The sequence below is a fragment of the Paenibacillus rhizoryzae genome (assembly GCF_059686995.1).
In genome coordinates this window covers 94,881-121,641 of the sequence record NZ_JCAALT010000007.1, presented here as the reverse complement: position 1 = coordinate 121,641, position 26,761 = coordinate 94,881, and the positions used below count along the sequence as shown (strand labels likewise).

21 protein-coding genes and 1 riboswitch are annotated in these 26,761 nt (G+C 48.3%); of the genes, 14 read left to right on the top strand and 7 right to left on the bottom strand.

Going from position 1 to position 26,761, the window contains the following annotated elements; genetic code table 11:
• Positions 1-7 precede the first annotated feature (7 nt).
• Positions 8-1,030, top strand: coding sequence for a Gfo/Idh/MocA family protein (locus AC6ESO_RS21170; RefSeq protein WP_497093117.1), 1,023 nt, complete (start codon positions 8-10; stop codon positions 1,028-1,030).
• A 36-nt stretch (positions 1,031-1,066) separates the two neighbouring features.
• The gene (locus AC6ESO_RS21165) at positions 1,067-2,167 is read left to right on the top strand and encodes a Gfo/Idh/MocA family protein (RefSeq protein WP_497093116.1); all 1,101 of its coding nucleotides are present in this window, start codon (positions 1,067-1,069) and stop codon (positions 2,165-2,167) included.
• 44 nt (positions 2,168-2,211) lie between these two features.
• Here AC6ESO_RS21165 and AC6ESO_RS21160 read toward each other — a convergent pair whose 3' ends face one another.
• Positions 2,212-3,225 (bottom strand): LacI family DNA-binding transcriptional regulator, encoded by a 1,014-nt coding sequence (locus AC6ESO_RS21160; protein WP_497093350.1) that lies wholly within the window; start codon positions 3,223-3,225, stop codon positions 2,212-2,214.
• Positions 3,226-3,619: 394 nt separating this feature from the next.
• Here AC6ESO_RS21160 and rpiB point away from each other — a divergent pair, with 394 nt between their 5' ends.
• A complete protein-coding gene (rpiB, locus tag AC6ESO_RS21155) occupies positions 3,620-4,084 on the top strand; it encodes a ribose 5-phosphate isomerase B (RefSeq protein WP_497093115.1) in 465 nt (154 codons plus the stop codon).
• Between the two features lie 18 nt (positions 4,085-4,102).
• Positions 4,103-4,666, top strand: coding sequence for a helix-turn-helix domain-containing protein (locus AC6ESO_RS21150; RefSeq protein ID WP_497093114.1), 564 nt, complete (start codon positions 4,103-4,105; stop codon positions 4,664-4,666).
• Positions 4,667-4,753: 87 nt separating this feature from the next.
• Here AC6ESO_RS21150 and AC6ESO_RS21145 read toward each other — a convergent pair whose 3' ends face one another.
• Entirely contained in the window at positions 4,754-5,695 is a 942-nt protein-coding gene (locus tag AC6ESO_RS21145; protein ID WP_497093113.1) for a nucleoside hydrolase, read from the bottom strand.
• Between the two features lie 249 nt (positions 5,696-5,944).
• On the opposite strand from AC6ESO_RS21145, the gene AC6ESO_RS21140 reads away from it, so the two are divergent.
• From AC6ESO_RS21140 to AC6ESO_RS21130, 3 genes are all read left to right on the top strand, one after another.
• On the top strand, positions 5,945-7,012 hold the full coding sequence (locus AC6ESO_RS21140; protein ID WP_497093112.1) for an ADP-ribosylglycohydrolase family protein: 1,068 nt from the start codon (positions 5,945-5,947) through the stop codon (positions 7,010-7,012).
• Between the two features lie 60 nt (positions 7,013-7,072).
• Complete coding sequence (locus AC6ESO_RS21135; protein ID WP_497093111.1) at positions 7,073-8,176, top strand: ADP-ribosylglycohydrolase family protein; 1,104 nt, start codon at positions 7,073-7,075, stop codon at positions 8,174-8,176.
• 287 nt (positions 8,177-8,463) lie between these two features.
• Positions 8,464-8,652, top strand: a riboswitch (Lysine riboswitch).
• A 165-nt stretch (positions 8,653-8,817) separates the two neighbouring features.
• The gene (locus AC6ESO_RS21130; RefSeq protein ID WP_497093349.1) at positions 8,818-10,209 is read left to right on the top strand and encodes an amino acid permease; all 1,392 of its coding nucleotides are present in this window, start codon (positions 8,818-8,820) and stop codon (positions 10,207-10,209) included.
• Positions 10,210-10,271: 62 nt separating this feature from the next.
• Here the strand turns inward: AC6ESO_RS21130 and AC6ESO_RS21125 are convergent, their stop codons facing one another.
• Together AC6ESO_RS21125 and AC6ESO_RS21120 are read right to left on the bottom strand one after the other, a co-directional pair.
• Entirely contained in the window at positions 10,272-12,143 is a 1,872-nt protein-coding gene (locus AC6ESO_RS21125) for a metallophosphoesterase (RefSeq protein WP_497093110.1), read from the bottom strand.
• Between the two features lie 472 nt (positions 12,144-12,615).
• Entirely contained in the window at positions 12,616-14,130 is a 1,515-nt protein-coding gene (locus AC6ESO_RS21120) for an S-layer homology domain-containing protein (protein WP_497093109.1), read from the bottom strand.
• Positions 14,131-14,424: 294 nt separating this feature from the next.
• On the opposite strand from AC6ESO_RS21120, the gene AC6ESO_RS21115 reads away from it, so the two are divergent.
• The 3 genes from AC6ESO_RS21115 (at position 14,425) to AC6ESO_RS21105 (ending at position 17,849) form a co-directional block, all read left to right on the top strand.
• On the top strand, positions 14,425-15,162 hold the full coding sequence (locus tag AC6ESO_RS21115) for a YheC/YheD family protein (protein ID WP_497093108.1): 738 nt from the start codon (positions 14,425-14,427) through the stop codon (positions 15,160-15,162).
• Between the two features lie 363 nt (positions 15,163-15,525).
• Positions 15,526-16,032: a hypothetical protein gene (locus tag AC6ESO_RS21110; protein ID WP_497093107.1), complete on the top strand. Its 507-nt coding sequence runs from the start codon at positions 15,526-15,528 to the stop codon at positions 16,030-16,032.
• Between the two features lie 116 nt (positions 16,033-16,148).
• Complete coding sequence (locus AC6ESO_RS21105; protein WP_497093106.1) at positions 16,149-17,849, top strand: diguanylate cyclase; 1,701 nt, start codon at positions 16,149-16,151, stop codon at positions 17,847-17,849.
• Between the two features lie 101 nt (positions 17,850-17,950).
• Here AC6ESO_RS21105 and AC6ESO_RS21100 read toward each other — a convergent pair whose 3' ends face one another.
• From AC6ESO_RS21100 to AC6ESO_RS21090, 3 genes are all read right to left on the bottom strand, one after another.
• A complete protein-coding gene (locus tag AC6ESO_RS21100) occupies positions 17,951-19,138 on the bottom strand; it encodes an MFS transporter (protein WP_497093105.1) in 1,188 nt (395 codons plus the stop codon).
• A 141-nt stretch (positions 19,139-19,279) separates the two neighbouring features.
• Positions 19,280-20,200: an ABC transporter permease gene (locus tag AC6ESO_RS21095; protein ID WP_497093104.1), complete on the bottom strand. Its 921-nt coding sequence runs from the start codon at positions 20,198-20,200 to the stop codon at positions 19,280-19,282.
• Complete coding sequence (locus AC6ESO_RS21090; protein WP_494819780.1) at positions 20,197-21,084, bottom strand: ABC transporter permease subunit; 888 nt, start codon at positions 21,082-21,084, stop codon at positions 20,197-20,199. Before AC6ESO_RS21090 ends, AC6ESO_RS21095 begins: the two co-directional genes overlap by 4 nt.
• A gap of 183 nt (positions 21,085-21,267) precedes the next feature.
• On the opposite strand from AC6ESO_RS21090, the gene AC6ESO_RS21085 reads away from it, so the two are divergent.
• The 4 genes from AC6ESO_RS21085 (at position 21,268) to AC6ESO_RS21070 (ending at position 26,751) form a co-directional block, all read left to right on the top strand.
• Positions 21,268-22,455: a MalY/PatB family protein gene (locus AC6ESO_RS21085; protein WP_497093103.1), complete on the top strand. Its 1,188-nt coding sequence runs from the start codon at positions 21,268-21,270 to the stop codon at positions 22,453-22,455.
• A 33-nt stretch (positions 22,456-22,488) separates the two neighbouring features.
• On the top strand, positions 22,489-23,967 hold the full coding sequence (locus tag AC6ESO_RS21080) for a protein adenylyltransferase SelO (RefSeq protein ID WP_497093102.1): 1,479 nt from the start codon (positions 22,489-22,491) through the stop codon (positions 23,965-23,967).
• Positions 23,968-24,150: 183 nt separating this feature from the next.
• Positions 24,151-24,861, top strand: coding sequence for a phytanoyl-CoA dioxygenase family protein (locus tag AC6ESO_RS21075; RefSeq protein ID WP_497093101.1), 711 nt, complete (start codon positions 24,151-24,153; stop codon positions 24,859-24,861).
• Positions 24,862-24,909: 48 nt separating this feature from the next.
• Positions 24,910-26,751, top strand: a complete 1,842-nt coding sequence (locus AC6ESO_RS21070) for a glycoside hydrolase family 127 protein (protein WP_497093100.1) — start codon at positions 24,910-24,912, stop codon at positions 26,749-26,751.
• Positions 26,752-26,761 lie beyond the last annotated feature (10 nt).

Genomic DNA, 26,761 nt, shown 5'->3' with positions numbered 1-26,761 from the left:
GCGAGCGATGACCTGGCGATTCGGCGTGATCGGTTGCGGAACCATTGCTGACTATCATGTGGAAGCTATTCGTGGGCTGATCGGCGCCGAGGTAACGGTTGTTTCCAGCCGAAATGCCGAGAAGGCGCAAGCGATATCAGTCCGTGAAGGGTGCGACTGGACAACGGATTATCACGAGCTTCTAAGACGCGATGATGTGGATATCGCATGTGTCACAACCTCAAGCGGGAGTCATTATCAAATTGGAAAAGATGCCCTAGCCGCAGGCAAGCATGTGGTAATCGAGAAGCCAATGGCCATGCGCGTGTCGGAAGCGTCCGAACTAATCCGAATGGCACAGGAGCGAGGGCGGACGCTGTCTGTGATTTCGCAGCGCAGGTTCGAACCGCAGCACCTAGAAGTGAAGCGCGTGTTGGATGAGGGGCGATTAGGCAGGCTGCTGCTTGTGGAGGTTGAAGTGCCGTTTTATCGGACGCAGCAGTATTACGATAGTGCCGGGTGGCGCGGCACGATTGCGGAGGACGGCGGCGCATTGATGAATCAAGCGATTCACTCGATCGACCTGCTTCTATGGTTTGCCGGAGAAGTCCACACCGTATTCGGCCGGGTTGCAACGCAAACTCATGTGATGGAAGCGGAAGATATTGGCCTGGGCATTGTGCAGTTCAAGAACGGAGCGATGGGTACGATCATGGCTTCAACCAGCATCAATCCCGGGTTTCCCGCTGCCGCTCGTTTCTATGGTTCGGAAGGAACGATAAAGCTAGAGGGTTCGCAGATCGTACATTGGTCGGTACCCGGATTCAGCGATCAGCCGAATTTCGAGCTACAGTCGGCGGCGTACGGCGGTGTTTCCGATCCGAGAAGCATAAGCCATATTTTCCATCAGATGCAGCTGCAAGATGTTATACATGCGATCGAAACCGGAAGGGAGCCGCATGTGAAGGGCGAGGACGGCAAACAAGCCGTAGCGCTCATCGAGGCGATCTATGAAAGCTCAGCGACAGGCAACCATGTCGTGTTCGACTAACTCAACCATCTAAATTGGGAAAAGGGGATTGTTAGCATGGAACAAACGATCGTAAATGTCGGAATTATTGGGCAAGGCCGAAGCGGACGCGATATTCACGGGCAATTATTAGCTAAGCTGCCTCAGTATTTCAAAATCGCCGCGGTGGCGGATTCCATGCCGGAGCGTCAGCAGCTGGCGCGCCAAGAGTTCAATTGCAATGCATATGCGACATGGCAGGAAATGGTGGAGAATGAGCAGCTTGATCTTGTCGTCAATGCTTCGCCAAGCCATCAGCATGTGCCGATCTCCTTGGAGCTGTTAAACCGCGGCTTTCATGTTTTGTGCGAGAAGCCGCTGGCCAGAACTTCAGAAGAAGTGGATCAACTAATCGAAGCTTCCAAACGATCCGGTAAACGACTAGCTGTATTCCAACAGTCCCGCTACATGCCCGCTTATGTGCGTATTCGTGAAGTGATCGAAAGCGGTGTATTGGGGCGCATCGTGCAAGTCGATTTCACCAGCAGCCGGTTCGCTCGCAGATGGGATTGGCAGACATTGCAAAGCAACAATGGCGGCAGCTTGCTGAATTTGGGTTCACATACCGTGGATCAGGCGCTGCAGCTGTTCGGATCGGATCGGATACCGGAAGTCACTTGCATCATGGATCAAGCCAATACGTACGGGGATGCAGAGGATTATGTGAAAATCCTGCTTCGCGGACAAGGGCGCCCTACCATCGATTTGGAAGTCTCCTCGTGCAGCGTTTTCCCGGGGGAGTCATTCGTCATTCAGGGGACAAATGGGGGATTGCGCGGTAATAATGACCGATTGGAATGGAGCTACTTTAAACCGGAGGAAGCACCCGTTCAGCAATTAACTACGGAACCGCTCGTGGACAAGAACGGCATGCCGAGCTATTGCCGCGAAACGCTCAACTGGTATAAAGAGAATTGGGAGCTTCAATTGGCGGAAGGTCAAGGCGAATACGATTACATGACGGAGCAATTATATCTCATGCTGTACGGAACGCTTGTTAATGGCGACGAGTTAGCGATTACTCCGCAGCAGGTCAGACAGCAGCTGGTTGTCATGGAAGAGTGCCGCCGCCAAAATCCGCACATCTATCGCCCGGCTCAGGAAAGCATTAGAGGCTAAATGAAAAGGTGGCGCAGAATTGAGCTTCTGCGCCACCTTTTTACCTATTCAATGCGTCGCGCGGTACTGTCCCTGATAATAAGCTCAGGTTTCTTGGGAGGTTCAAGTTTAATCGGGATACCTTCGATCCGCTGCAGCAGCATGTCGACAATCTTGCCGCTGGAATGGGAAATATCAAAGCTGACACTCGTTAAGTTTGGCCGAAGACTCCGATACAGATCGGAAGGACCAAAGCCGATCACGGAGATGTCCTGCGGCACGCGATAGCCATAGTCGAAGAAATAGTTAAGCGCCGCCACCGTCGTAACCTCGTTCGAAATCATCAGCGCTGTAGGCTTCTGGGATTGGAGGAGCTGATGAATCGCATTGTAGCTTTCCTCCATTTGACCGGGAATGCGGACGATATAGTCATCCAAGAATGGGATCCCGTACTCGTCATAGGCTTTCTTAACGCCATTAATTCTCTCATTATTGAAAGAAATGACAATGCCTTTGATGCTGCCGACTATAAAGCGAATGTCTTTGTGATTCAAATCAAGCAGATATTTGGCTGCCATATAGCCGGCTTCAAGATCGTCGGAAGATGTATAGTAAATATCCTCGGGATTATTCGAATATTTCATGTTGAATACATAAGGAATGCCGGCGTCCTCAAGCATAGTGGCCAGAGACTCATTGTTAGAAGGGCTTAATATAATAAAGCCGTCCGCCACCTGACTCTTAATGACATTAAAGAAAGACTCGGAATCGGGATTGCTTGAAGTAATAATCAGAATATTATAGCCTTCGGTGTGCGCTTTTTCGGTTAACGCCTTGAATAAGGCTTGGAAGCCTGCATTAAAGATCAATTCACTAATATGCTGCGCGCTAACAACAAGTCCGAGTATGCCGCTCTTGCCGGATTTGAACATACGCGCGGTTTTGCTAGGGATATAACCTAAATTCTTAACGGCATCAAGAACTCGCTGCCTAGTGTTCGGCTTGACGAGGCTTGAACCGTTCATAACTCTGGAAACGGTGGAGGGCGTCACTTTAGCTTGCTCAGCGACGTCAAGTATGGTTGGCTTCTTGATATTACGTTCCTCCTAGCTAGTCCCATGAAATGTTAACGATGCCATTCTATAAGGATTGTAAATGGTTGCGCACAAAAATGCTAGCTGAAAGTGTTAAGTCAATTTATAGTATTGACAGTGCTCTGCATTGTAGGATAATATTGGCTCGAAAAGGCTTACAATCCCTTCGTGATCGCTAAAACAACTAGCGGAGGCAGTGTGAGTTTTTTATTTCAACCAAATTGGCAACGTTGCCAATTATAAGATCAATAATCAAGAAAATAAGGATTAAATTTCGAGAAACGCTGGCATCTATTACGGCCAAATCAAGGCTAAACAATTATGGCAACGTTAACATTATACCGAATCACTCGTTGAGTGAACAAAGGGAGCGTGCAAAATGAAGATTTCATTAGGTTGCGACCATGCCGGTTTCCATCTGAAGTCCGCGGTAGCCGCACATCTGTCATCCATTGGCTGCGAAGTGGTTGATCACGGCTGTTACAGCGCCGATGCCGTTGATTTTCCCGATATTGCTCGCTTGGTCTGTCATTCCGTACTTAAGGGCGAAGCGGAGCGAGGCATAATGGTATGCGGAACTGGCGTTGGCGCGAGCATTGCCGCGAATAAGATTCCGGGTATACGCGCTGCCGTATGTCATGATTATCATTCCGCGCACCAAAGTGTCGAGCATGATGACGTTAATGTGATGTGCGTAGGTGCCCAGATTGTAGGCGAATGGCTCGTTAAAGACCTGATCTCCTCCTATGTATCCGCGACGTTCAGCACGGAAGAGCATTTCCGCAGAAGAGTTGAGAAATTAGCCATTCTTGAACGTGAAGCAGCGATTAAATTACCTGAATAACAAGCGGGAGGTCTGTTCATGCAAAGCGTACTGAAATTATCCCCTTCACCTGCACCAGCTATAAAGTCACCTTACATTCAGATCATGAATCCTAAACTACTACAAGAAGCAAGTAAACTCTCTTCCCAGGATCAAACCTACAGAGTGGAAGTGGAGGAACTTTACAACTTCATCTATCAATCCATAACGAGTGCACTTAAAGAAGCGAAGCAGCCAACAGACTTTAATTATTGGCATAGCAAGGATCGGAATCAGCGCAAGGTGGAAGAGGCACTGTCTTACATCGATGAGCATTTTCATGAAGATTTCGGATTAGAGCAAGTGACGGATATTATGCATTGTTCCTCGACATATCTGAATCGGCTGCTTAAGCAGTACACGGGGAATACGTTCTATAATCTACTGACTCAGAAGAGAATCGAGCATTCTAAACATCTGCTGGCTCTCGACCTTCAGACGGTATGCGAAATCAGCAGCGAGGTCGGCTACACGAATGTACATAGCTTCATTCGCGCTTTCAAACGCAGTGTGGGCATAACGCCTGGACAATTCCGAGAAAACAGTCTCGCGCATTCAGGTTGAACGAAATCTAAATAGGCAACGGCTGATACGAGCAGCACTGATAGCATGCTAGTTTCGCTCACGATCAGCCGTACCCAATAGCATGTACTAGGAATGGTTGGCCAGTTTGTTAAACATATCGATATAGACGAGGCTTCGGTCGATGTCGATCGCTTCTTTGTAGAAGTGTCTGGCATCATCGGTGGAATACGTGAAATTAGGATTAAGAATCGGCGTTCTACGCACGACAGAAGGCACCCATTCCTCATTCAGCAGCCATGCAATAGCCGAGACATCCCAGAGAACTTTCGACCAACCAGGGCGGTTGCGGCCAAAACGCTCAAACCTGCCATGGAACAGATCGCTGAAATAGGTACCTAGCTTATTGCGGTCGCGCAAACAGGCATCGATTTCGTAAGTGGACGTTAACAGATGAGAGGCAACACTATGACAGGGCAGTACAACTAGCGGAACACCGCTGTCATAGATAATGCTGGAAGCGTGATAGTCTTGCGAAACGTTGAATATATCTTGCGTTGGCCACCAGTGGGAGTTTGGGCCAAGCCAGACAACGACAATTTTCCGAATGATCTCGGGGCATTTGACGATAGCCGAAGCTACATTCGTAATCGCGCCTATTGCGACGACATAGAGCGGATCATCTTGATCAGCCTCTAGCGCTAATGCAATGATTTTATCTACAGCCTCACTGGGCACCGGCTCTTCTCGGCTGCTCATGAATTGCGCGGATCCTCTGTGAACAGGAGGAGGTGACTGTAGGTCCATCAGCTTGTAGATGTTGAAGATTTCATTGTAGCTTTTCTCCATGCCTTCTCCCGGACTCGTTGAATTCCAATTGAAGAACGGAGCCGCCGTTACCGCCAGCAATTCGATCTTATCTGGGGATAGCAGCGCGTATGCAAGCGCAAATTGATCGTCCACTTCATTGAATGCATCCGTATCCAGGATCATTCTCACTTTGCCTGTCGGATGGTTAAGCCGCTGCAGCATCGCTGCGTGATCGAGCTGATAATTTGCCCAACTGCTCATTTGACGCACCTCTTTCAATTCCTATTCGGTAGTTTATAAGCTTCGAGTTCAGTATAGGCGAGCGATCCGGATTTCGAAATGTTCATATATCAAAGGAGCGAACGTTAGATTTCTGTACATCTTGTACGATAATTGGGCGTGGCCGGTTGAGAACTGTTTATATAAACGGACATAACCCTTCATTACAATAAAACCATGAAATGCCAATTAGCTGCAGAACACACTATGAATTCGGGGAGAGAACAAGTCATGAGTGAGCAAGTTTCTTTATTTGACAAATTTTACGGATGCATCGCCGGTGTTCATATCGGTTCGGCAATGGGAGCCCCGGTAGAAGGCTGGGACTTTGATCGGATCGATGCCCAGTATGGCATCCTTGAAGATCTGCTGCCCTATGAGCATTTTCATAACGGCTGGGTTCGCGAAGCAGGGACTACCGAGGATGGCGTAGAACGCCAGAAGCTGATGATTTCAGCGATCATGGAGAAGCAGGACCGCGTTACCGCCGAGGATGTCCGTAATATGTGGATTTCCAAAATCAAACCGGAATCGGCGGGGATGATCTCAGAGCCTTTCGAGGCCGTGCTTCTCGCCATGGCTAAGAGCGGCATTCCAGCCCGTGACATCGGAAAATATTGCGATTATGCCGGTTTAAACAGCTTCTCACGTTCTTGTCACCCCATCGGACTTATCAATGCAGGCGATATTCCTAATGCCATTAATGATGTGAATGAAGTAGGCCAGCTCTATCAAACGACGAACGGGCGCGGCCTGAAATGGGCAACAGTTACTGCGGTTGCGATCGCTTCCGGAACGAAAGCAGGGGCTACGGTTGACAGCGTACTAGGCGCAATATTCGATCACTGTGATCCGGATGTGGTTGTTAGAGAGCTAGAGCGTGAGCTGAAACGGACATCGAATATCGAGGACTACCGTGAATTTAGGAAGACGCTTTTTGAGTCATACAACATTCGAGGCATCCCATATGAGGTTAGCTATGCGAATGAAGTGGTGACGAAAGCGGTCTGTATCTTCAACAGGGCAAAAGGAAATGTAAAAGAAGCGATGGTTGCCGCTGTCAATATGGGACGCGATACCGACTGCGTTACAGCGGTCGCAGCGGGGATATCCGGTGCGTTAACCGGCACGACTACGATTCCGGAGTCTTGGATCAAGCAAACGGATTATGCAACAACCTTGCATGTCGTTACAAACTCCCAGCGCACGATCAAAGAACATGCGGATGGTTTGTACCAAGCGTACCGTTCCCGATTGCATAAGCTGAAGGCTTATGCCGAGCTGATGGGCGCATTGTAGATGATTGCTAGAGATTAAGGAATGAAGACCAGATCAGATAAACAAAGAGGAGCGAGCGAGATGAGTGAACTAGTCAGTTTAAAAGATAAATTTTACGGATGTATCGCAGGGGCGCATGTTGGGGCAGCACTCGGCGCTCCCGCTCAAGGGCTATCGTGGCAGGATAGTGAAGCAGAGTTCGGCGTTCTTGATCAGCTTAAGCCTTATGAGAACGTTTGGTTTCGCGAAGCCGGGACAACCGGAAGCGGAATCGAGAGGCAGAAGCTGCTCATCACGGCCATTTCAGAGCGTCAGGATCGGGTAACGGCTGAGGATGTCCGTGCGATCTGGGTGTCCGATATGACAATGAAATCGGCAGAGAAGATGATGGAGCCTTTCGACGTCGGCTTGCTGGCGGTTGCCGGCAGCGGGATTCCGGCAAGAGATCTGGGCAAATATTGCGATTATGCAGGACTTAATAGCTTCGCCGGCTATTGCCATCCGGTTGGATTAATCAATGCAGGCGATGTAAAGAATGCGATTCGCGATGCCTTCGAGCTCGGTCAGCTGTATTATGCATCCAGAAGCTATGGCGTGAAGTGGTCCGGCGTAACCGCTGCCGCGATTGCATCCGCTACGAAACCAGGCGCGACGATCGACAGCGTAATTGAAGATTTGTTCAGCAACTGCGACTATTCCGACGTTGGTGCCAAGATCGATGGCTACAAGTATGGTTACTTAAGAGACAACGTGATTGACGAGCTCGAATCCGGTTTAAAGCTGACAGCTGGTTGCCGGGATTTCCGTGAGCTACGCGAAGCCTTCGATAAGAGCTACCGCGGCTGCGGCGTTCCATACGGCAGCAGCTTCGCAAACGAAGTCGTGACCAAAGCCATTTGCATTGTCAGAATGGTCAACGCAAATGTGCATGATGCAGTTATCGCCGGAGCTAACTTGGGTCGAGACAGCGTGAGCGTTGCGGCGCTGGCAGGCGGACTTGCTGGTGCACTTCGCGGTGCGGCTGCTTTGCCGGAATCCCTGATCCAGCAGGTGGATTATGCTGCTAGCATAAACAAATATACATGCTCACAGCGCACGATGCGGGAACAAGCCGATGGCGTCTATCAAGCTTTTCAAGGCCGGCTGCGCACGATTAATAAATTAGTTGAAGAAATGCTTGTATAAGAGGTATAGGGAATACGAAGTCAGGATATACTAGCTATTATTGCGTTCATACGGTCAGATGAAAGACATGTTTACCGGATAATTGAATCATAGAGTGAAGTATTGCCTGCAATTTGGCTTTAATCGACTTTGTAAATACGCAGTTTCAAGAAGCTGAGATCAAAGATCCAGCTTCTTTTTGATGCTCCTAATCAGGGGAGTGGAATGATTATCCATTGCTTTTTTCTCGTAGGCTACTTATCATAGGGACTTGTCGTCATAAAAAAATACGTTACACCTCATCAGCTTGATGAGGTAGAGGTCGCGATGTTAATGAGTACGCCGGAGGAAGTCCAGTAAAGACTGAGGATTCCGGAGGAAAGGTACCATCGCCGAAGCCGCACGGTTTACTGACCGTTCGAGCTGGGGCCGTTTCCGAAAGGGACGGAACTGTCACACGATTCGCATCCGCGTACGTGTGTTGAGCTATCTTCGAACAGGAGAGATGAGGGAGTATGGAAGCTGCCTTGTTAGGCGGCTTTTTTGTGTTTCTATGCCTTATTTTTCCATGAAATAAGGAAAACAGCTGAGGGAGCGTACAGAAAGTGAACGAGAATCCAAACAACAACAACAAATTACGCAGAGGCCTGAAATCGCGTCATATGACGATGATCTCACTCGGCGGTTCGATAGGAACTGGCTTGTTTCTAGCCAGCGGAGGAGCGATCCATTCCGCAGGTCCGGGCGGTGCGCTGCTTGCCTACCTGATTATTGGCATCATGGTTTATTTCTTAGTCACAAGTCTTGGTGAAATGGCAACCTATATGCCGGTGTCTGGTACGTTCAGTACCTATGCAACCCGATTCGTTGATCCATCCTTTGGCTTTGCGCTCGGGTGGAATTATTGGTACAACTGGGCGATAACGATTGCCGCCGAGCTGTCCGCAGCAACGATCATTATCAAGTTTTGGCTGCCGGACAGCCCTTCATTCTTATGGAGCGCTTTGTTCCTCGCCTTAATGGTCGGACTAAACTTATTATCTGTGAAAGGTTATGGAGAATCCGAATATTGGTTCGCGATGATTAAGATCGTAACGGTTATCGTATTTATCGGAATCGGCCTTCTCATGATTGTCGGCATTTGGAGTGGAAAGGCAACCGGCTTTAGTAATTTCACTGCCGGAGATGCGCCTATCTCCGGAGGCATGCTCGCCGTGCTCGGGGTTTGCATGGCAGCAGGCTTCTCGTTCCAAGGTACCGAGCTAGTCGGGATTGCTGCAGGGGAGTCCGAGAATCCGCGCGACAACGTGCCTCGGGCGATCCGAAGCGTATTTTGGCGGATCTTATTGTTCTATATTTTAGCCATATTCGTTGTAGGTCTGTTGATTCCATACACGACGGAATCGCTGGCAAGCGATAGTGTAAGTGCTAGTCCGTTCACGATTATATTCGAGAAAGCAGGCTTAAGCGTAGCAGCATCCGTCATGAATGCGGTCATTCTTAGTTCTGTTCTTTCGGCGGGCAACTCGGGCATGTATGCCTCCACAAGGATGCTTTGGGTACTCGCGAAGGAAGGTAAAGCACCTAAATTATTCGCCACATTAAATAAAAACGGAATCCCCGTTTACGCCTTGCTTGCAACAGCCGTCGTCGGTATGCTTGCCTTCCTTGCTTCATTCTTCGGCGATGGTCAGGTGTACATCTGGCTGCTGAATGCATCGGGAATGTCTGGCTTTATCGCATGGCTCGGTATTGCCATCAGCCATTATCGCTTCCGTAAAGCCTACACCGTGCAAGGTCGGAATATCGCGGACCTTCCATACCGCTCGTTGTGGTTTCCATTCGGACCTATACTGGCAGGCGTGATGTGTATGATCGTGATCTTAGGACAGAGCATCAGCGCATTCTCAGATGGTCAGGTCGATTGGAAATTCCTAATTGCTTCGTACATCGGTATTCCGTTCTTCTTAGTATTATGGCTCGGTTACAAATGGAAATACAAAACAAAGGTATTGAAATTAGAAAACTGCGAGCTGGATGCTGCAGTCGAATAATGTTGAAGTACCAATAATGGCGGCAGCGTGAACAGGAAAACTGTTTTCGCTGCCGCCTTTATTCAGTTAGCTTTAAGATCTATAGCCGGAATGACAATAGGCGATTCAATCAGGATCGGCTCTGCTTTTGATGGCTTGTTCGGAGGTAAATCAGGTTCTAACAGCGGTCCATGTTCCACATGCGGAGCTCGTTTCCACTTCTTCACAACACGCTCCATCCCGATCGGAAAGATGGTTAAGCTGCCGCCTTTATCAATATGGATACGGATAAAGTTTTTCCAATTATCGATTTGCATCGCAGAGAACGCTTCGCCGCTGTGACGGCCAAAACCGTTCAAAGATAGGAGCAAATACAGCCCCATGATCACCGACCCTATGATCCAGCCGCCATATGCAATCAATAAGCCGGTCAACACCAACGCGCCAAGACCCCAATGAAAGTGAAATTGGGTACGGACCAGATAGACTGCCGCGCAGCCGATGAAGAAAGCAGCCGCAACATGGCATAAACCGTGCAGACAGCCTGCGATCCATTTGTACGTACGGGAATGCGTATCCGTAAACAGCCAGAATCCCCCGACAATGATAAACATCCAAATAAACGCGCTGGGTGTATGCGAAATCTTGCTGAGAGAGGAAGAAATAAGGTCCAGGTACGTCGCAGAAGCAGGGGGAGCGGTGGTGACCGAAAGAACGGAGTTGCACGCTAACAGATAGAGAATGGCCGTAACGATCCCGAACATCTGGTTCTTCCATACGAACATCAGATTGCCCCAGGTCAGCCGCCTAGACGCAGCTACATCCGGGAAGTCCTTCATCCGTTTGAATTCGATTGGTTTCTCATCTTCATTCTTGTGCGCATAGATCGCTTGATCCTTGAGATCATGGGTAGGGTGGAGGAAGGCGCCGCCACCGCCGGCAGTGATTTTCTGGACTTTGCGGCTATGATCCGCTGAACCGTCAGCCTTAGCTGGGATATGTTCGAATCTGCGGTAATGATGAAGATCGCCGGCTAAGAAGATTTGAATGTCGACGTTGTTTTTGTTCAGCATATTTTCAAGGAAAGTCAGATTGTTCTCATTATAAATGGGATCGAACTTCCCGTATTTATGAGCGGATACCCAATACGGTTCAGCGTTACAAAGGATTACCCGATCACCGGCTTTCATCTGCTCCGCAATATGCTCGAAATAACGGACCTGCTGTCCATCGATGTCTGAATTCAGCTGTACATCGGTTCCTAAGAGCCACCATCCTTGAGGAAGCTTCAAGGCAAAATAACTCTTCTGCTGCGGTGCGTGCCAGCCGTTAAACCATTTGCGCGAAGTGAATATCCGTGAGAACGAAATCAGGCCGTCGTACCAGTCATGATTACCGGGTACGGCGAAAACCTGTGGGTGCGGATCAGCCGTATATCCCTGTGCGAGATAATAAGGCGTAATTAGCCTGTTCATATATTCATCGCGGTTTGCGGTAGGGTAGACTTGATCACCGCCAAAGATAAGCACATCGCCGCGTTTGGTCGTGATCGTTTTACCTGTTTCAGGATCAACAAGCGACAGCTCCGGGCGAGTGGCATGATAAGCAATGGAATAGGTGGAATCAAACCCATCGCCCAGATCGCTGATGTAATCAATCCATATTTCATCTCGAGGGCGATCAGGATCTGTCAAATAGAAGCCGTCTGGATCGACTTTATAGTTCCCTGCTTCATCATGCAGGAAGTGCTTGGAGTAGTCGTTCAATTGCTCATCCTTCTGGTTAAATGCCTCAATTAATCGAAAGTCGGAATAGAGTCCGAAGATGGTCGAAAGGACCGTCTTCATTCCCGTGACGATTAACTGTTTCGGATTAAACCATTCGACCATCCGAGGTCTGGCGTTTGGATCTGCAATCATGTTCTCGGCTAGCTGCTGAACTTTGCTCTTTGCCATATGCTTCCCCTTTCAGCATACCTAAGTCATTCTATTATTCCATAATTCCGCTGCAAATCACGTCGAACTGCGCCTGAAGCATATGAAATACGCCAAAAACAAACAAACCTGCCGACTAGTGTCCGGCAGGCTTGTTCGATCTTTAGCTGAAGCGTTGCAATACTAAATAACCGCTGATACTGGAAGTGCTTTTGCGAAACACGATCTTGAAGCCGATGTCGTTGTCTAATAAGCAGTTTAAGGCATTTATGAGCAGGGCACCTTCTTGCAAGTTGGCACGACAAGGATAAGCAGATCCGATGACACGAGAAGCAAGGATTCTACGCGGGGATCCGCTTACCAAAGGGTTTCTCGACCAACTAATCAGAATTAAGTCAGGCTGTTGAGTAGCTTTAATACGAGCCATAATTATCACCTACTTCTATTCTAGCGTTACTCTATTAGATGAGAAGCAACGTAAAATGGTGATAGATTAAGAGAACGAATACGAATGATACTTCAGTGCATTGTGTACACTAATCCAACTATCATGGCTCTCGCCGCCCATATACCAGTATCCGTACCCGGCTATGGAATGGGATTCGCCTAAGCCGATCTTGTTGGAGAGGGAACGTCCATCCTCCAGCCAGATTCGATTCAGCACGATTCCTTTATTGAAATCCCTATATTCGGCAACATACTGTCCAAGCCGCGCATCCCATGTTACTGCTGCATTTCTGGTCAGTACAAGGTTATTCTGATGAGTGAGTGTGATGTCCTCGGATACGACTCCTCCGCCATTGATATCGGATTTCCATACCCTTGTATAGAGTGGCAATGCAAGGATAACTTTCCTTACCGGCACCTTCTTCAGTAAGGCTTCGAGGCCATCCTTCAGCCAAGGCAGGGAAGACACAGACCCGGCCGCAGGAGCGCCGCCCCAATGCTCGTCATAACCCATGAGAAGGACATAATCGGCCGATTGCCCAAGTGCTTCATAATCAAAGACTTCCGTCCAGTCGTAGCCAAAATCAGGGGAGACATTTACTGAGAGTATCGCATTTGTTTCTAAACGCAATGCTTTGACGAAAGCAGTGAAGGCGTCGCGGTCCTGCGGCATCATATTCTCAAAATCGATATTCAATCCATCGATGTGGAACTGCTGCACGCGTTTCGCCAATTGTTGAATGAAAGCTTGTCGCTGGGTCAGATCCGTCAGCATCGTATGAGTAACTTCTTGATTGGAATGATTGCCTACCATCGCCCAGAGCTTCTTGCCATGATCATGCGCCCAGCTAAGCAAGCTGGCATCCGTTTGGTCTTCAAATGCGCCATTCTTCCCAAGAAAGAACCAGCGCGGCGATAATGTATTTACGGATGATTGTGCAACTTGCTGTTCGAATTGGAGCGTCGTTTGACCATATTGCCAGCCTAGTTGAATCTTCGCAGCAGACGCGGAAGTAATTTGCTTAGCCCAATCCCCGTGCGTCCATACGCGGTTCATCAGCACGGCTGCTTCTTGCCTTGTAATCGATTCCTTCGGCCGAAATTCGCCTTGATCACCGGTTATTACGGCTAATTGGGATAAGTGACTGACTGCAGACAACGCCCATCCACTGATCAGATCCTGATCATCAAATACTTCTGGAATCACTGTGCTTTCCGCCTGATTTAAGGCGCGATTCATGATTACGGCTGCTTCTTCGCGCGACACCGGACGAGCCGGTTCGAATAGATCGCTTGAGCTACCTTGCGCGATTCCGAGCTGCACGGCAGGCTGCACCCATTGATAATACCAGGCTGATTTCCGCACATCTTTAAACGTAGGAATTTCACTTACAACCGGCTTGATTCCAAGCAGACGGTCGATCAAAGCCATGAATTCCGCACGTGTGATCGCTTTATTCGGCTCGAAACGTCCTTCGCCGGTTCCGGTCATAAATCCAAGCTGCGTCATATTCAGAATCGATGCTCTGGCATAGTTAAACGTAATATCATTGTAAGGCACACGAGACGCAGCCTCAGCGGATGAGAATGGAAACAGACAGGTACAGCAGATTCCAAAAAGTAAAGCTATATTTAGTACCATCGCTCTTAAGAGGATGGTCTTCCTATGTTTCATATCTATAAACTCACTTTCCGATTGTAATAGAGTGCTCCAGCATCCCTCTATCGTAATCAATCGGAACAAGAATACCTATCCTAAATTATTGGAAAGAGCCTGACTGTAGAAACACCCAAGCTTTCCACATCCTTATTGAATAGGTTGTAATACATCATTTTACAAGCTAAGGGGATGAATATGTCACGATATGTAGGAAGCAAATGGACCAAAACAGTTGCCATTCGTAAACAGCCCTTTCTCGCTCGTTATGTACCTGAAACCTCTCGAATGACGAAACTATCGCTTAGAAGACAATTGCTTAAGTATCGCATGGTCTATGTCAAACCGGAGTTTGGCATGCATGGTAATGGCGTAATGCGCGTAGAGAAAGTAGATCAAGGTTATCGCTACCAGCTAGGCAACACCGTCAAAACCTACAAGGAGTTTGACTCCTTATATAAAGGCATTACATCCGCTAAGAAAAGAGGGCGCTACCTCGTACAGAAAGGAATCCATTTACTAAAGCATAATGGTAGAAGGTTCGATCTGCGTGTGATGGCGCAATATACCCCCGGTAAGAAATGGATCACCTCCGGGATCATCGGCAGAGTCGCGGCGAAACACAAAATTGTAACGAATTATCACAGCGGCGGCCAAATTCTAACGGCTGAGAAGCTGCTCTATCCTCACACGAATAAGATACAAGATAAGCTCGAGCTGCTGTCTAAGATGGGCGTCGTTGCAGGTCAAGTCATGGGGAGCTCGTTTCCGGGCGTTCGAATGATCGGACTGGATGTCGCCCTGGACCAATCACTGAATCCATGGGTGCTTGAAGTGAATACATCGCCGGATCCTCATATATTCAGAAAACATCCGAATCCGCAAATTTATAGAAGTATTATGAAGCTGATCCGAACGAATCGATATAAGCGCTAAGGTAAAAAGTCGCGGAAACGCGGCTTTTTTGAGTTCAACAATGACTGCAAACAAACAAAAATCAAACATGTAATCCAAAACATTTTTAATACTTTGTTCTTATCATAAGATGTATTGGAATCCATATCCCCATACCCCTTATACTGATAAGAACTTGACACATAACCGTAGTAACGAATTTCACAATGGCAGGAGGATAAGGTACTGAAGAAAATCGGATGCTATCATGCCCATTATTCCAATATCGCCCATATCGAAAGCGCGCTGGAACCTTATGACGCGGAGCTGATCCACTTCGTTGATCCCGGGCTGGATCGAATCAAGAACGATGCCCATTTCACCAAGCAGCTGGCGGAGAAGAAAGTGCGCGATACGCTCGAGTGGATGTCCGGCTGCCATTTGGATGCGATATTAATTACATGCACCTATTTTACATCGATCATGCAGGATGAGCTTCAGCGACTTCCGATTCCGATCATCAAGATCGATGAGCCGTTATTCCAGGATCTTACGAAACAGGACAAGCCAATCATCTTCGTGTTTACCAATCCGAATACGATCGAGGGGACGATGAGTCAGTTCCGTCAGTATACGGAGCGCAAGGCAATAGACGCTCAGGCTGAATCACGCTTGATTCCAAACACATTCGAGCTTATTATGCAGGGCAAGACGAAGGAATATATCGGCGAGGTTTCTTCAGGACTCATTCGAATCGCGAAGCAACATCCTGGCGCTCTAATAGTAGCCGCGCAATTATCGATGGTTCCTGCAGCGAGATATGCCGAAAGCATTCAGAATGCCGAAATCGGCAATGCATTAGCTTCTTTATCCAGCTACTTAGAGCAAGCCCTCCTGTTAAATAAGAAATAATCGTACGTGGATTGGAATGAGCGAAGGAGGATGTATCGCCGTGATACATCTTTTTTTCACATGTAAGCAAACCAAACACAAATCTAATACTTTTCTCAAGAAGGAGTGTCATTCGAGTGCTTAATTCCAGCTCAGAGCTTCTAAACAACAGTTCGGATGAAGTATTAGTAGAGAATCAGAAGCAGTACATGAGTGAGCTGCGCGAGCGGCTGTCTGTCTTGAAGAACTTGATCCAGATTGAAGAAGACGCGATTTCCTTCGAGAAAGCCAGACAAATATACCGGATTGTTCATTCGATTAAAGGAAGCGCCCCGATATTAGGTTTCGATAAAATCGGCAGTATGGCTGCACAAATGATCGGTGATTGGGAGTGGACGCAAGAGGAAGCGGAGGAGCCTAATCTTCATGCTGCCCTTCGGCTTCAATTCAAAGCAAGCTCACGGGCGATGGATTCGCTGCTGCCTGCTCTAGAGCAGGAAATGGACCGCTGTGCACGCGGTATAAAGCAAAGTGATGCTCTAAATCAATGTCTAAGCGCTGCTACTGATATGCAGCTTGGTAAACGCATCTTAATCATCGAAGACGACAATATCCTGCGCGCTTACCTGGCTCGAAGACTTTTCTTGGATGGCTATCAGGTTGATGAAGCCTGTAACGTAGAAGAAGCGATAGCGCTACTGCGCAATCATCAATATCAGCTCATTACGCTCGACTTAATGATGTATCCGAAGAGCGGCTACGAAATCTTTGAGCTTCTTAAAGATGACATGATGTTCCGGTGGATTCCCATGATCGTATTATCCGGCCGTGATGATATTCGGGATAAAGTCCGCTGTTTTCAAATGGGAGCGGATGATTATGTCGTTAAACCGTTCCATTATGAAGAGCTTTGCGCTCGCGTTCGCAGATTAATGGAGCGAAACCAGGAATTTCACTTTATGGCTTTTCATGATCCGCTAACAGGTCTCTTCAATCGACGTTATATGGATAAACAAATTCAACTCGAGCTCGCCAGGGTCAATCGTTATCCTTCCCCAATTACAATGGTCATTCTGGATATTGATTATTTCAAAGCCATTAACGATAATTTCGGCCATCAGATCGGTGATATGGTGCTGCAGAGTGTAAGTAATCTTCTGGTAAGCAAGCTCCGCAAAACGGATATGGTAGCCAGATGGGGCGGAGAAGAATTTATGCTCATTATGCCCGGAACGCGGGATACCGAGGCTGTAGCTTTGCTAGAAGCCATTCTGGCGCATGTTCGGGAGCATCCTATTTATGCTGACAATATGAGGAGCACGTATATTACGTTCTCCGCTGGCGTCGTGCAATGGAAGCCGCAGAGCAGCATCTCCGTCTGGACGCGCCACGTCGACTTTGCTCTCTATAAAGCGAAGCGTACAGGAAGGAACCGAGTCGTCAAATCATCTTTACGGAAGACGGCTGCTAAGAAGATTCTGGTCGTGGAAGATGATCGTGTACTTCGAAGAATGATCGTGGAATTGGTAAAGGGCTGCTCCGAACTAGTGCTGGAAGCTACGAATGGACTGGATGCCTATGAGCTGTTGACCACCGAAGACATTGATTTATGTATTCTGGATTTCAACATGCCGAATCTTGATGGTTTGGCGATGCTGAGACGAGTGGGGCAAGAGGGGAATATTTCGAAGCGAACGAAATTTCTGATGGTTTCCGGCAATGAAAGCCATCACAACATGAAGACAGCGATAACTTTAGGTGCGGATGGATACATTACGAAGCCCTTTACCTTCCCGGACTTGAAGAAGAAGGTCATGTCATTGTTACAGCTGCGCTAAGAGCTAGGCCCGCAGCGGATATACGCTTGCCAAGGAGCGGGTTTGGAACGACTACATGAACTTCGACGCCGTAGAAGAATCATGTAGTCGTTCTTCGTCATTTATTGATCCTTATAAATCGTACGGCTTCCCAGCGCACGCGCTGTTTCTTTGTTTCGCTGAATCCAGAACACGATTGCGAAAACAACGATACATACGAAGGTAAGCATGAAGTTGTAAAGAAACATCTTACGCATGCCTACCGCTTCGCTCGCGATTCCGCCGGCCAAGCTTCCGATAATACGGGCGACGCCTAGCGTAAGTAGTCCGTTTAAGGTTTGTCCGCTTGCTTTGAGTTCGTTCGGCACTTCCTTGTTGATGACATTCGCCATTGTGACGGACAATACGATAAAGATCAATCCATGCAGCGCTTGAGTAGGCAACAGCCAGACTGGATCATGAATTGCCGAGAACAGATACCAACGGAGTGCTGCTGCTACACCGGCCCCGAGCAGAATATGTGAGGTTTGAACACGCTTGAATATTCGGTTGGACATCAGCAGGAACGGCACTTCGCTCATAGATGAGATAACCATCGACCAGCCAAGCCAAGCGCTGTCTCCGCCCATTTCCTTGAAATAGAGCGGGAAGAACGCATAATAGTAGCCGAGCGTAATTTGAAATACAAAATTGGCGCTTAGATACAGCATTAATTTCCGGTTTCGGAATAATACCCATACCGGCATTTTGCGATTTCGAGCTTGATGGCCTTCTATCTTCGGGAACCGCAATGCGAGCAAGAAACAGCAGGCCAGGATAATCGCATAGACGCCGAACAGCCAGTCAATTCGTTTCTCCGCGATGAGCCCAAATACGATCGACATGATGGCAAAACCGAACGTTCCGCCCATGCGAATAAGGCTGAAGTTCCCTTTACCACGTTTATCCAGCGTCTCTAATGTTACCGCGTCGGTTAACGCAAATATCGGAGATTGGAAGAACGTAAAGATACAGATAAAGACAAGCAAATATACGAAATGATTGGACAACGGATAGAGCAGTACGGTAAGACCGGTACCCACGATCAGGAATAGCAGAATGCTGTTCTTCGTCTTAGCGCGGTCGCTGAACAGCCCCCATACCGGCTGTGCGAGGATCGCAACAAGCGGACCGAGTCCAAGCAAGGTGCCAATCTGAGATTGCGTGAACCCGACGTGTTGAAAGTAAAGCGGAATAAATGTTCCGTACACGGCATTGGCCATGTAGAAGAAGACGTAGAAGAACACGAAGTAAACGAGATTGATCGGCATGATGTACCTTCCTTTATTAACGGCTTTAAGTGTTAGAGCACTTGTAGTAGTTCCCCGTAAGACGGTCGATTCCTGCAAACGAGCGCCAATCGATGATAACGAAAACCAAGGCTGCCGGAAAGGCAGCCTTGGTTTGTTTGGTTAGATATGCGAGAATTTCGCGAATTTCTTGCGATACAGCTTCTCAAGGCCTACGGAAATGAGATGGAAGCCGAGAATATAGATGATGTAGAGAGCTAGCGGAATGAAGAGAATCCATTGGTAAATAAACAAATTGTTTCTGGCTTGCCCAATGAGTCCGCTCCATTCATTCGTCCGACTCACATATTGGACCGGATCGAAATACTGGGTCGTGCCGCCAACGAAAATATTGAAGATCGCCAATTGCCCGAACAATCCCAGAATGAGTACGACTTCTTGTACAAATAAGATTACGAAGCTTTCTTTCATGTGCGGAAAAATATGCGTACGGATAATCGTAAAGTGACTGGCACCGATCGATTTGGCCGATAGCACAAATTGACGTTCTCTCACGATCATCGTTTTCTCTTTCATTGTCGAGGCAACAGAAGGGATGCCTACAACGGTTAACACAACGGCAATGATTAACGACATATAGAAGGGTGAAGTCGCCGGGTTCATGGTAATGCCAATCATGATCATCCATACGATGATGAAGATCGGAATCCCGTTCAATACGTTCCAGATCGGAAACGATTTGCTGTCAGGACTCTTCTGTTTGCCAAGGTAGCCCAGGAACAAACCAATCAATCCGCCAATTAATACGCGAGCGATAGCCACTGCGAGCGATACGAAGATTGTATATTGCGCCCCCGCAAGCAATTTGGCCATCATATCGTAGCCGTCTTTATCGGTTCCGAACAGAAAATTGTCGTTCGGGGCAGCAGGCGGCACATATAGGGTACTGTGTCCATCCGCATCGACGACATAGTCGGTCTCGAAATGATCGTTAAGATCATGAGGAGCAATATATTGTCCGAAGAGCGAGGCTGCAATCATCATCAGAGTGATGAGCAGGCCGGCCAGCAATGTTTTATTCATCGTACAAACACCTTCTCCCAGCCGAATACGACAAGTTTCAGTAACGCATAAATGATGGCATAGAGCAGCAGAAGCGTGAAAATCCCGTTCACGACAAGACTATATTGGTAGCCCCCGTATGCGAATGCGTTCGAGAAAACAAGCAGCGTTACGCCATTCAAATTATATAAATATTCGAAGATGAACAGATTGCCGAATAAGATGCCCATGAACTTGTGTAAATCTGCTTTGACAAAGGGAAGGACATTCGGAAGGGCATGATAGAATACAATGTAGGTTTTTCCAAGGCCGCGCGCTTTTGCAAAATTGATGTAGTCTTCAGTCAGCGTATGACCCATATGCAAAGCGACATTTCGGATCATATAAATGGCTGGTATAATGATCGTAGATATTAATGGAAGTGCGACTGCCGGATCATCGGTTGAGAAGCTTGCCACTTGGAAGATGACCAGCCCAGTCTCGGAAGCAATAAATACAATGAGAAATTGAAGCAGGAGCACGATGACAAAATCCGGAAATACACTTGTTAACTCCAAGATGCGTTTCAGCCAAACCACACGTGAGACTGCAAAATAAACGCCAAGGATAATGCCGAGTGTCATGCCAATAACAGCTCCGATAATCATGTACGTGAAGGTAACGGAGAAGCTGCTGCCGATCTGTTCCCAGAAGGAGAGTTCCGTTTTGCCGGAAAAGTATTGAAAGGAGTAGCCGCTCCAAAGGCCATCAACATAGCTGTGAATACTGGAGAAACCTTTCGCCCAGTGGAACTGAAGCGAACTGTCCAAGCGGTCTGGCACAAGCACGGCAGGGAACATGGCGAAGAGAAGAACGAACAGCAAGATACCGGGAATAACGAGAGAAAATTGTACTGCTTTTGACATACAGTGATCGCTTCCTTTCTAATAGATTTCCACTTGGGATCATTTTATAAAGTATAGCTCCTTGTGCAATAATTACAAGACTTGACGAAATGCGACAAATCCCAACATATTGATGTGTAAATGGTTACATATGATTGTTAAGATTTTGTGAAGGTACCCGCGATTCCATTGGAGGGCGATCTAATGAACTATGATTTCGATCAGGCGATACCACGCAGGAACAAATCCAGCTTGAAGTGGGATGCTGTCGGCAGGTCTTCTGAGCAGCAGGAAGTCATCCCCATGTGGGTGGCTGATATGGATTTCGCTTCGCCGCCGGAAGTGATTGATGCGTTGAAGGAGCGGGTGGAACACGGCGTATTCGGGTACTCGTTTCGATCGGAATCCTATCTGGAGTCGATCGTGCTGTGGCTGGAGAATAGGCACCAATGGACGGTGAAAGAAGAGTGGATCGCGCATAGTCCGGATGTGATTGCAGCGTTATCTTTGATCATGCGTACATTTACAGAAGCAGGGGATAAGATCATTGTCCAGTCTCCGGTTTATAATTTTGCAAGGATGGTCGAGGCGCAAGGGCGTGAGGTGGTTTATAATCCGCTGAAGCTGCATCATGGTCGATATGAGATGGACTATGAAGATTTGGAAGCCAAAATCGATGGTCATGCGAAGATGCTCATTCTCTGCAGCCCGCATAATCCGGTAGGTCGGGTATGGGAGAGAGAGGAACTGATTCATTTAGGGAATATTTGTAGAAAGCATCAAATTCTTGTCGTAACCGATGAAATCCACTGTGACTTGATTTATGAGGGACACCGGCATATTCCATTCGCTTCCCTATCGGAGGAGTTTGCCCATCTTTCTTTCACTTGCATTTCGCCGAGCAAAACATTCAATTTATTAAGCTTTCATGCTTCAAGCGTCATTATTCCAAATCCGGAGCTGCGGGAAAAATTCAATCAGGAAATGAATGCTCGCGGAATCTCTTCCCCTAACACGCTAGGTCTGGTTGCGCTGGAAAGTGCCTATCGGTATGGAGAAGACTGGCTGGCACAATTGCTTCATTATTTGCAGGGGAATGCGCGGTTTCTTACTCGTTATGTGGAAGCGCATATCCCGGAGATCGGGGTGAACGAAGCGGAAGGTACGTATCTGATCTGGCTCGATTGTCGTGCGCTCCACCTGTCGGGTAAGGAATTAGATGACTTGTTCTCTAATGATGCTGGTGTAGTGCTGAGCTCGGGGTACCAGTTCGGAATTGAAGGTGAAGGTTACATGCGGATGAATATTGCTTGTCCGCGAGCAGTGCTGAAGCAAGCATTAGAACAGATTGCACGGGCTATTCGTTCTCTGCAATCCATAGAAGCTAAGTAATCGAGATGGCAAACTTACGATGGAGGAAAACAGATGTCTAAAGATACAGCAACACCGCAGGTGGGATGGAATTTTGATAATAGCTATGCTCGTTTGCCGGAGTCGTTCTTTAAGCGACATAGTCCTAGCCCGGTACATGCACCGGAGCTGGTCATTCTAAATGAGCGACTGGCAACGTCGCTTGGATTGGACGTTGACGCGCTGAAAGAGGATGACAGTATTGCCGTGTTTGGCGGCAATGAGATTCCGGAAGGCGCTTTGCCGCTGGCGCAAGCTTATGCCGGACATCAATTCGGGCACTTCACTATGCTCGGTGACGGTCGAGCCATACTGCTTGGCGAACAGATCACCCCTGCCGGCGATCGGGTTGATATTCAATTAAAGGGACCGGGCAGAACGCCATATTCCCGCAGAGGCGATGGCAGAGCGGCGCTTGGTCCAATGCTTCGCGAATATATTATTAGTGAAGCCATGCATGCGCTGGGGATTCCATCCACTCGCAGCCTTGCTGTAGTCACAACCGGTGAGCCGGTATACCGTGAAACGGAGCTGCCCGGAGCCGTTCTGACCCGCGTGGCTGCAAGTCATATCCGTGTGGGCACGTTTCAATATGCAGCCAATTGGTGCACGCTGGATGATTTATGTACGCTTGCGGATTATACGCTCGAGCGTCATTATCCGGAAGCAGCCGTCGATACGGATAACCAATATCTCGCTCTGCTGAAAGCTGTAATTAGGAAGCAGGCTGAGCTTATTGCCAAATGGCAGCTCGTTGGATTTATTCACGGCGTTATGAACACCGACAATATGGCTTTAAGTGGTGAAACCATCGATTATGGGCCTTGTGCATTCATGGATGCCTACGATCCCTCGACGGTATTCAGCTCCATTGATTCGCAGGGGCGTTATGCCTATGGCAATCAACCGAAGATCGCGGCGTGGAATCTTGCCCGGTTCGCGGAAACATTGCTGCCGCTGCTGCATGAGACGGAATCGGAAGCCGTGAATCTGGCCGAGGATGCGATCGCGGAATTCGCATCGTTATTCCATTCGCATTGGCTATCGGGGATGAGAGCGAAGCTTGGAATCGTTAACGAAGAGCCGGAGGACGATGCGCTTATTGAAGAGTTGTTGACCATGATGCATATGCATCGTGCGGATTATACCAACACGTTCCGGGCTTTAACGGATGGTAAGCCGGATGAGATCGTGATGGTTGACACTACGGGATTTACGGAGTGGCTTGAGAAGTGGCAAGCGAGACTTGGGCGGCAGCCGATAACCAAAGAAGAGTCGCAACAGGTGATGCGGGGAAGAAACCCGGTGATTATCCCGCGCAACCACCGAGTCGAGGAAGCGCTGGAAGCAGCCGTCAATCAAGGTGATTACAGCGTCATGGAGCGATTACTGGAAGCGATCACGAAACCGTTCGAGCAATCGTCCGAGCACGCTGATTATTGCGCATTGCCTGCAGCATCTTCGCAGCCTTACCGTACCTATTGCGGGACATAGACGTCGATGAAGCTTATAACGTCGTATTGATCAAACAGCGGACCAAAGCGGTTCGCTGTTTTTCTTACCAAGAGATCCTACAATAATGAAAGCAGCTTGTATACGGCTTGATCTTTACAAAACCGCATCCCAGGTTTATGATCGGATTTCAGAGGTAGAATTTACAAGTTGGAGGCGTATATTGTGAACAATAAGGAACGCTACTTATTCGATCTACAGGGATATCTGGTCGTGGAGAACGTATTGTCAGCCGAGCAGCTCGAGCGAATGAACCGAATTGTAGATGACCGTATCTCGCAGCCGGAAGACTCCATATTGCAATGGGGTGAGGATTTCCGAGCATTGATCGATGATGCGAAGCTGAACGCGCATCTAAACGAAATCCTCGGCGAGAATTACAGACTTGATCACGAGTATGCCATTATTCATCGCAAAGGAGCGCCTCAGCTTGGGCTTCATGGCGGAGCAACTCCCTATGATCCCGGCCAATATTACACCTTCCGAAACAATCAAATGTTCAGTGGTCTCACCGTTGTTTCCTATGCGTTGACGGATATTGGCGAGGATGATGGAGGATTCAGCTGTATCCCGGGAAGTCATAAATCCAATTACCGGACACCTAAGGAGTATCTGGATTATTCGGAAATTGGGCCGACGGTGCATGTTCCGCAAAAGGCCGGAGATGTTCTGATCTTTACGGAAGCGCTTACGCACGGGACGTTCGCATGGAAAGCGGAACATGAACGCCGATCGCTGCTGTATAAGTTTGCACCGGAGATGATTTCTTGGAGCGAGCATAATCGCGACCGGAACTTCATGGATTCGCTGCCGGAAGCACAACGGAAACGACTGCTGCCGCCGGCTTCGCCAGGTTATCGCTATTTTGGCTACTAGAAGAAGGCAGCAATAATCGAAGGTCGACGGAAAGAGAGGATGAATCGAGTGACAGCGATCGGAACGTCTTTACCTAGGTGGAGAAGCATTCCTTTTACAAATGTAGCGATTAATGATGCGTTCTGGCGTCCTCGCTTGGAAGTATTGAAGAACGTAACCGTTCGAACCTGCTTAGACCAATGCGAAGCAACCGGGCGGATCTCTAACTTCGCTAAAGCCGGCGGCCTCATGGACGGCGATCACGAGGGGATGTATTACAACGATTCGGATTTGTATAAGGTGATCGAAGGGGCGGCTTATGCCTTGATGCTGGAGCGAGACCCGGCTTTGGAGGCCGAGCTTGATCGTATTATCGATCTTATTCAAGCCGCGCAAGAGCCGGATGGTTACTTAACGACTTATTATACGCTGCGTACTTCGGAGCTCAAATGGTCCGATATGGAAAAACACGAAATGTATAACGGCGGACATCTGATCGAAGCCGCAGTTGCGTATTACGAGTCGACAGGCAAACGAGTGCTGCTTGATGTTGCTTGTCGTATGGCGGATCATTACGATAACCTATTCGGTCCCGGTAAACGGCACTGGGTTGAAGGCCACGAGGAAATTGAGCTTGCTCTTGTCAAGTTATATCGCGTTACGCAAGAAGAGCGTTATTGGAAGCTTGCGCTCTGGTTGTTGGAAGAGCGGGGACATGGACATGGGGTTGGAGCAATATGGGACAAGCAGGATTGGGGCCCCGCATATTGCCAAGACGACGTTCCGGTTCGCGAGATTGAGAAGGTAACCGGTCATGCTGTTCGTGCCATGTACTTGTACACGGCAATGGCGGATGTCGTGCATGCCTCAGGCGATCCTGCTTATGTAGACGCGCTGCACCGGGTTTGGTCACATACCGTGGAACGCAACCTATATATAACCGGCGGCATCGGGCCATCGGTGCACAATGAAGGTTTTACACATGACTTTGATCTACCGAATGAATCTGCCTATTGCGAGACCTGTGCTGCCATTGCGATGGCTTTTTGGAATAACCGGATGAATCTTCTGTTCGGAGATGCCAAATACGCAGATTTGGTAGAGAGAGAGCTTTATAACGGAGCATTGTCAGGGATATCGTTATCCGGCGATAAATTTTTCTATGTGAATCCATTAGCCTCCAAAGGCGAGCATCACCGGGTAGAGTGGTTTCACACCTCCTGTTGTCCGACGAACCTTGTTCGTTTCCTGCCTTCAATTGGGCAGTATACGTATGCCAGCTCAGCGGATGGCATTGCCGTGAATCAATATATTAGCGGCGATGCGGTGATCACCTACGGCAGTGGGCAGCAAGTGAAGCTCCATCAAACAACGAATTATCCATGGGACGGATCCATTGCGATTACGGTGGAACCGGAGCAAGCGGGCGAGTTTGTTATTCGTCTTCGTTTGCCTGACTGGTGCAGAGGCTACAGCTTACTTGTTGGTGGAGAGAAAGTAGCTGCGCTGCCTGTTCGGGGATATTTGGAGATAAAGAGGAACTGGTCTGCTGGAGACATCATTGCATTAGAGCTTGATATGCCGGTTGAAATTGTACGAGCGAGAAGTGAAGTTGAAGCTAACCGCGGCCGTGTTGCCTTGCAGCGAGGGCCGATTGTATACTGTTTGGAAGAAGTAGATAATGCCATGCTAGCTTTTGACGATAGTACGATTACCGATCGGGATTCGATCTACGTCAACCATGAACCTGAGCTGTTAGGCGGAATTACGGTACTGACTGTCAGCAGTAGAGAGGCAGCAGGTAAGCCGCCGCTTCGATTCATTCCGTATTATGCTTGGGATAACAGAGACGCAGGTTTTATGCAGGTCTGGATTCGCGAGAAAGACACGGCACATTTATATCGTTATTAATGAATTATGG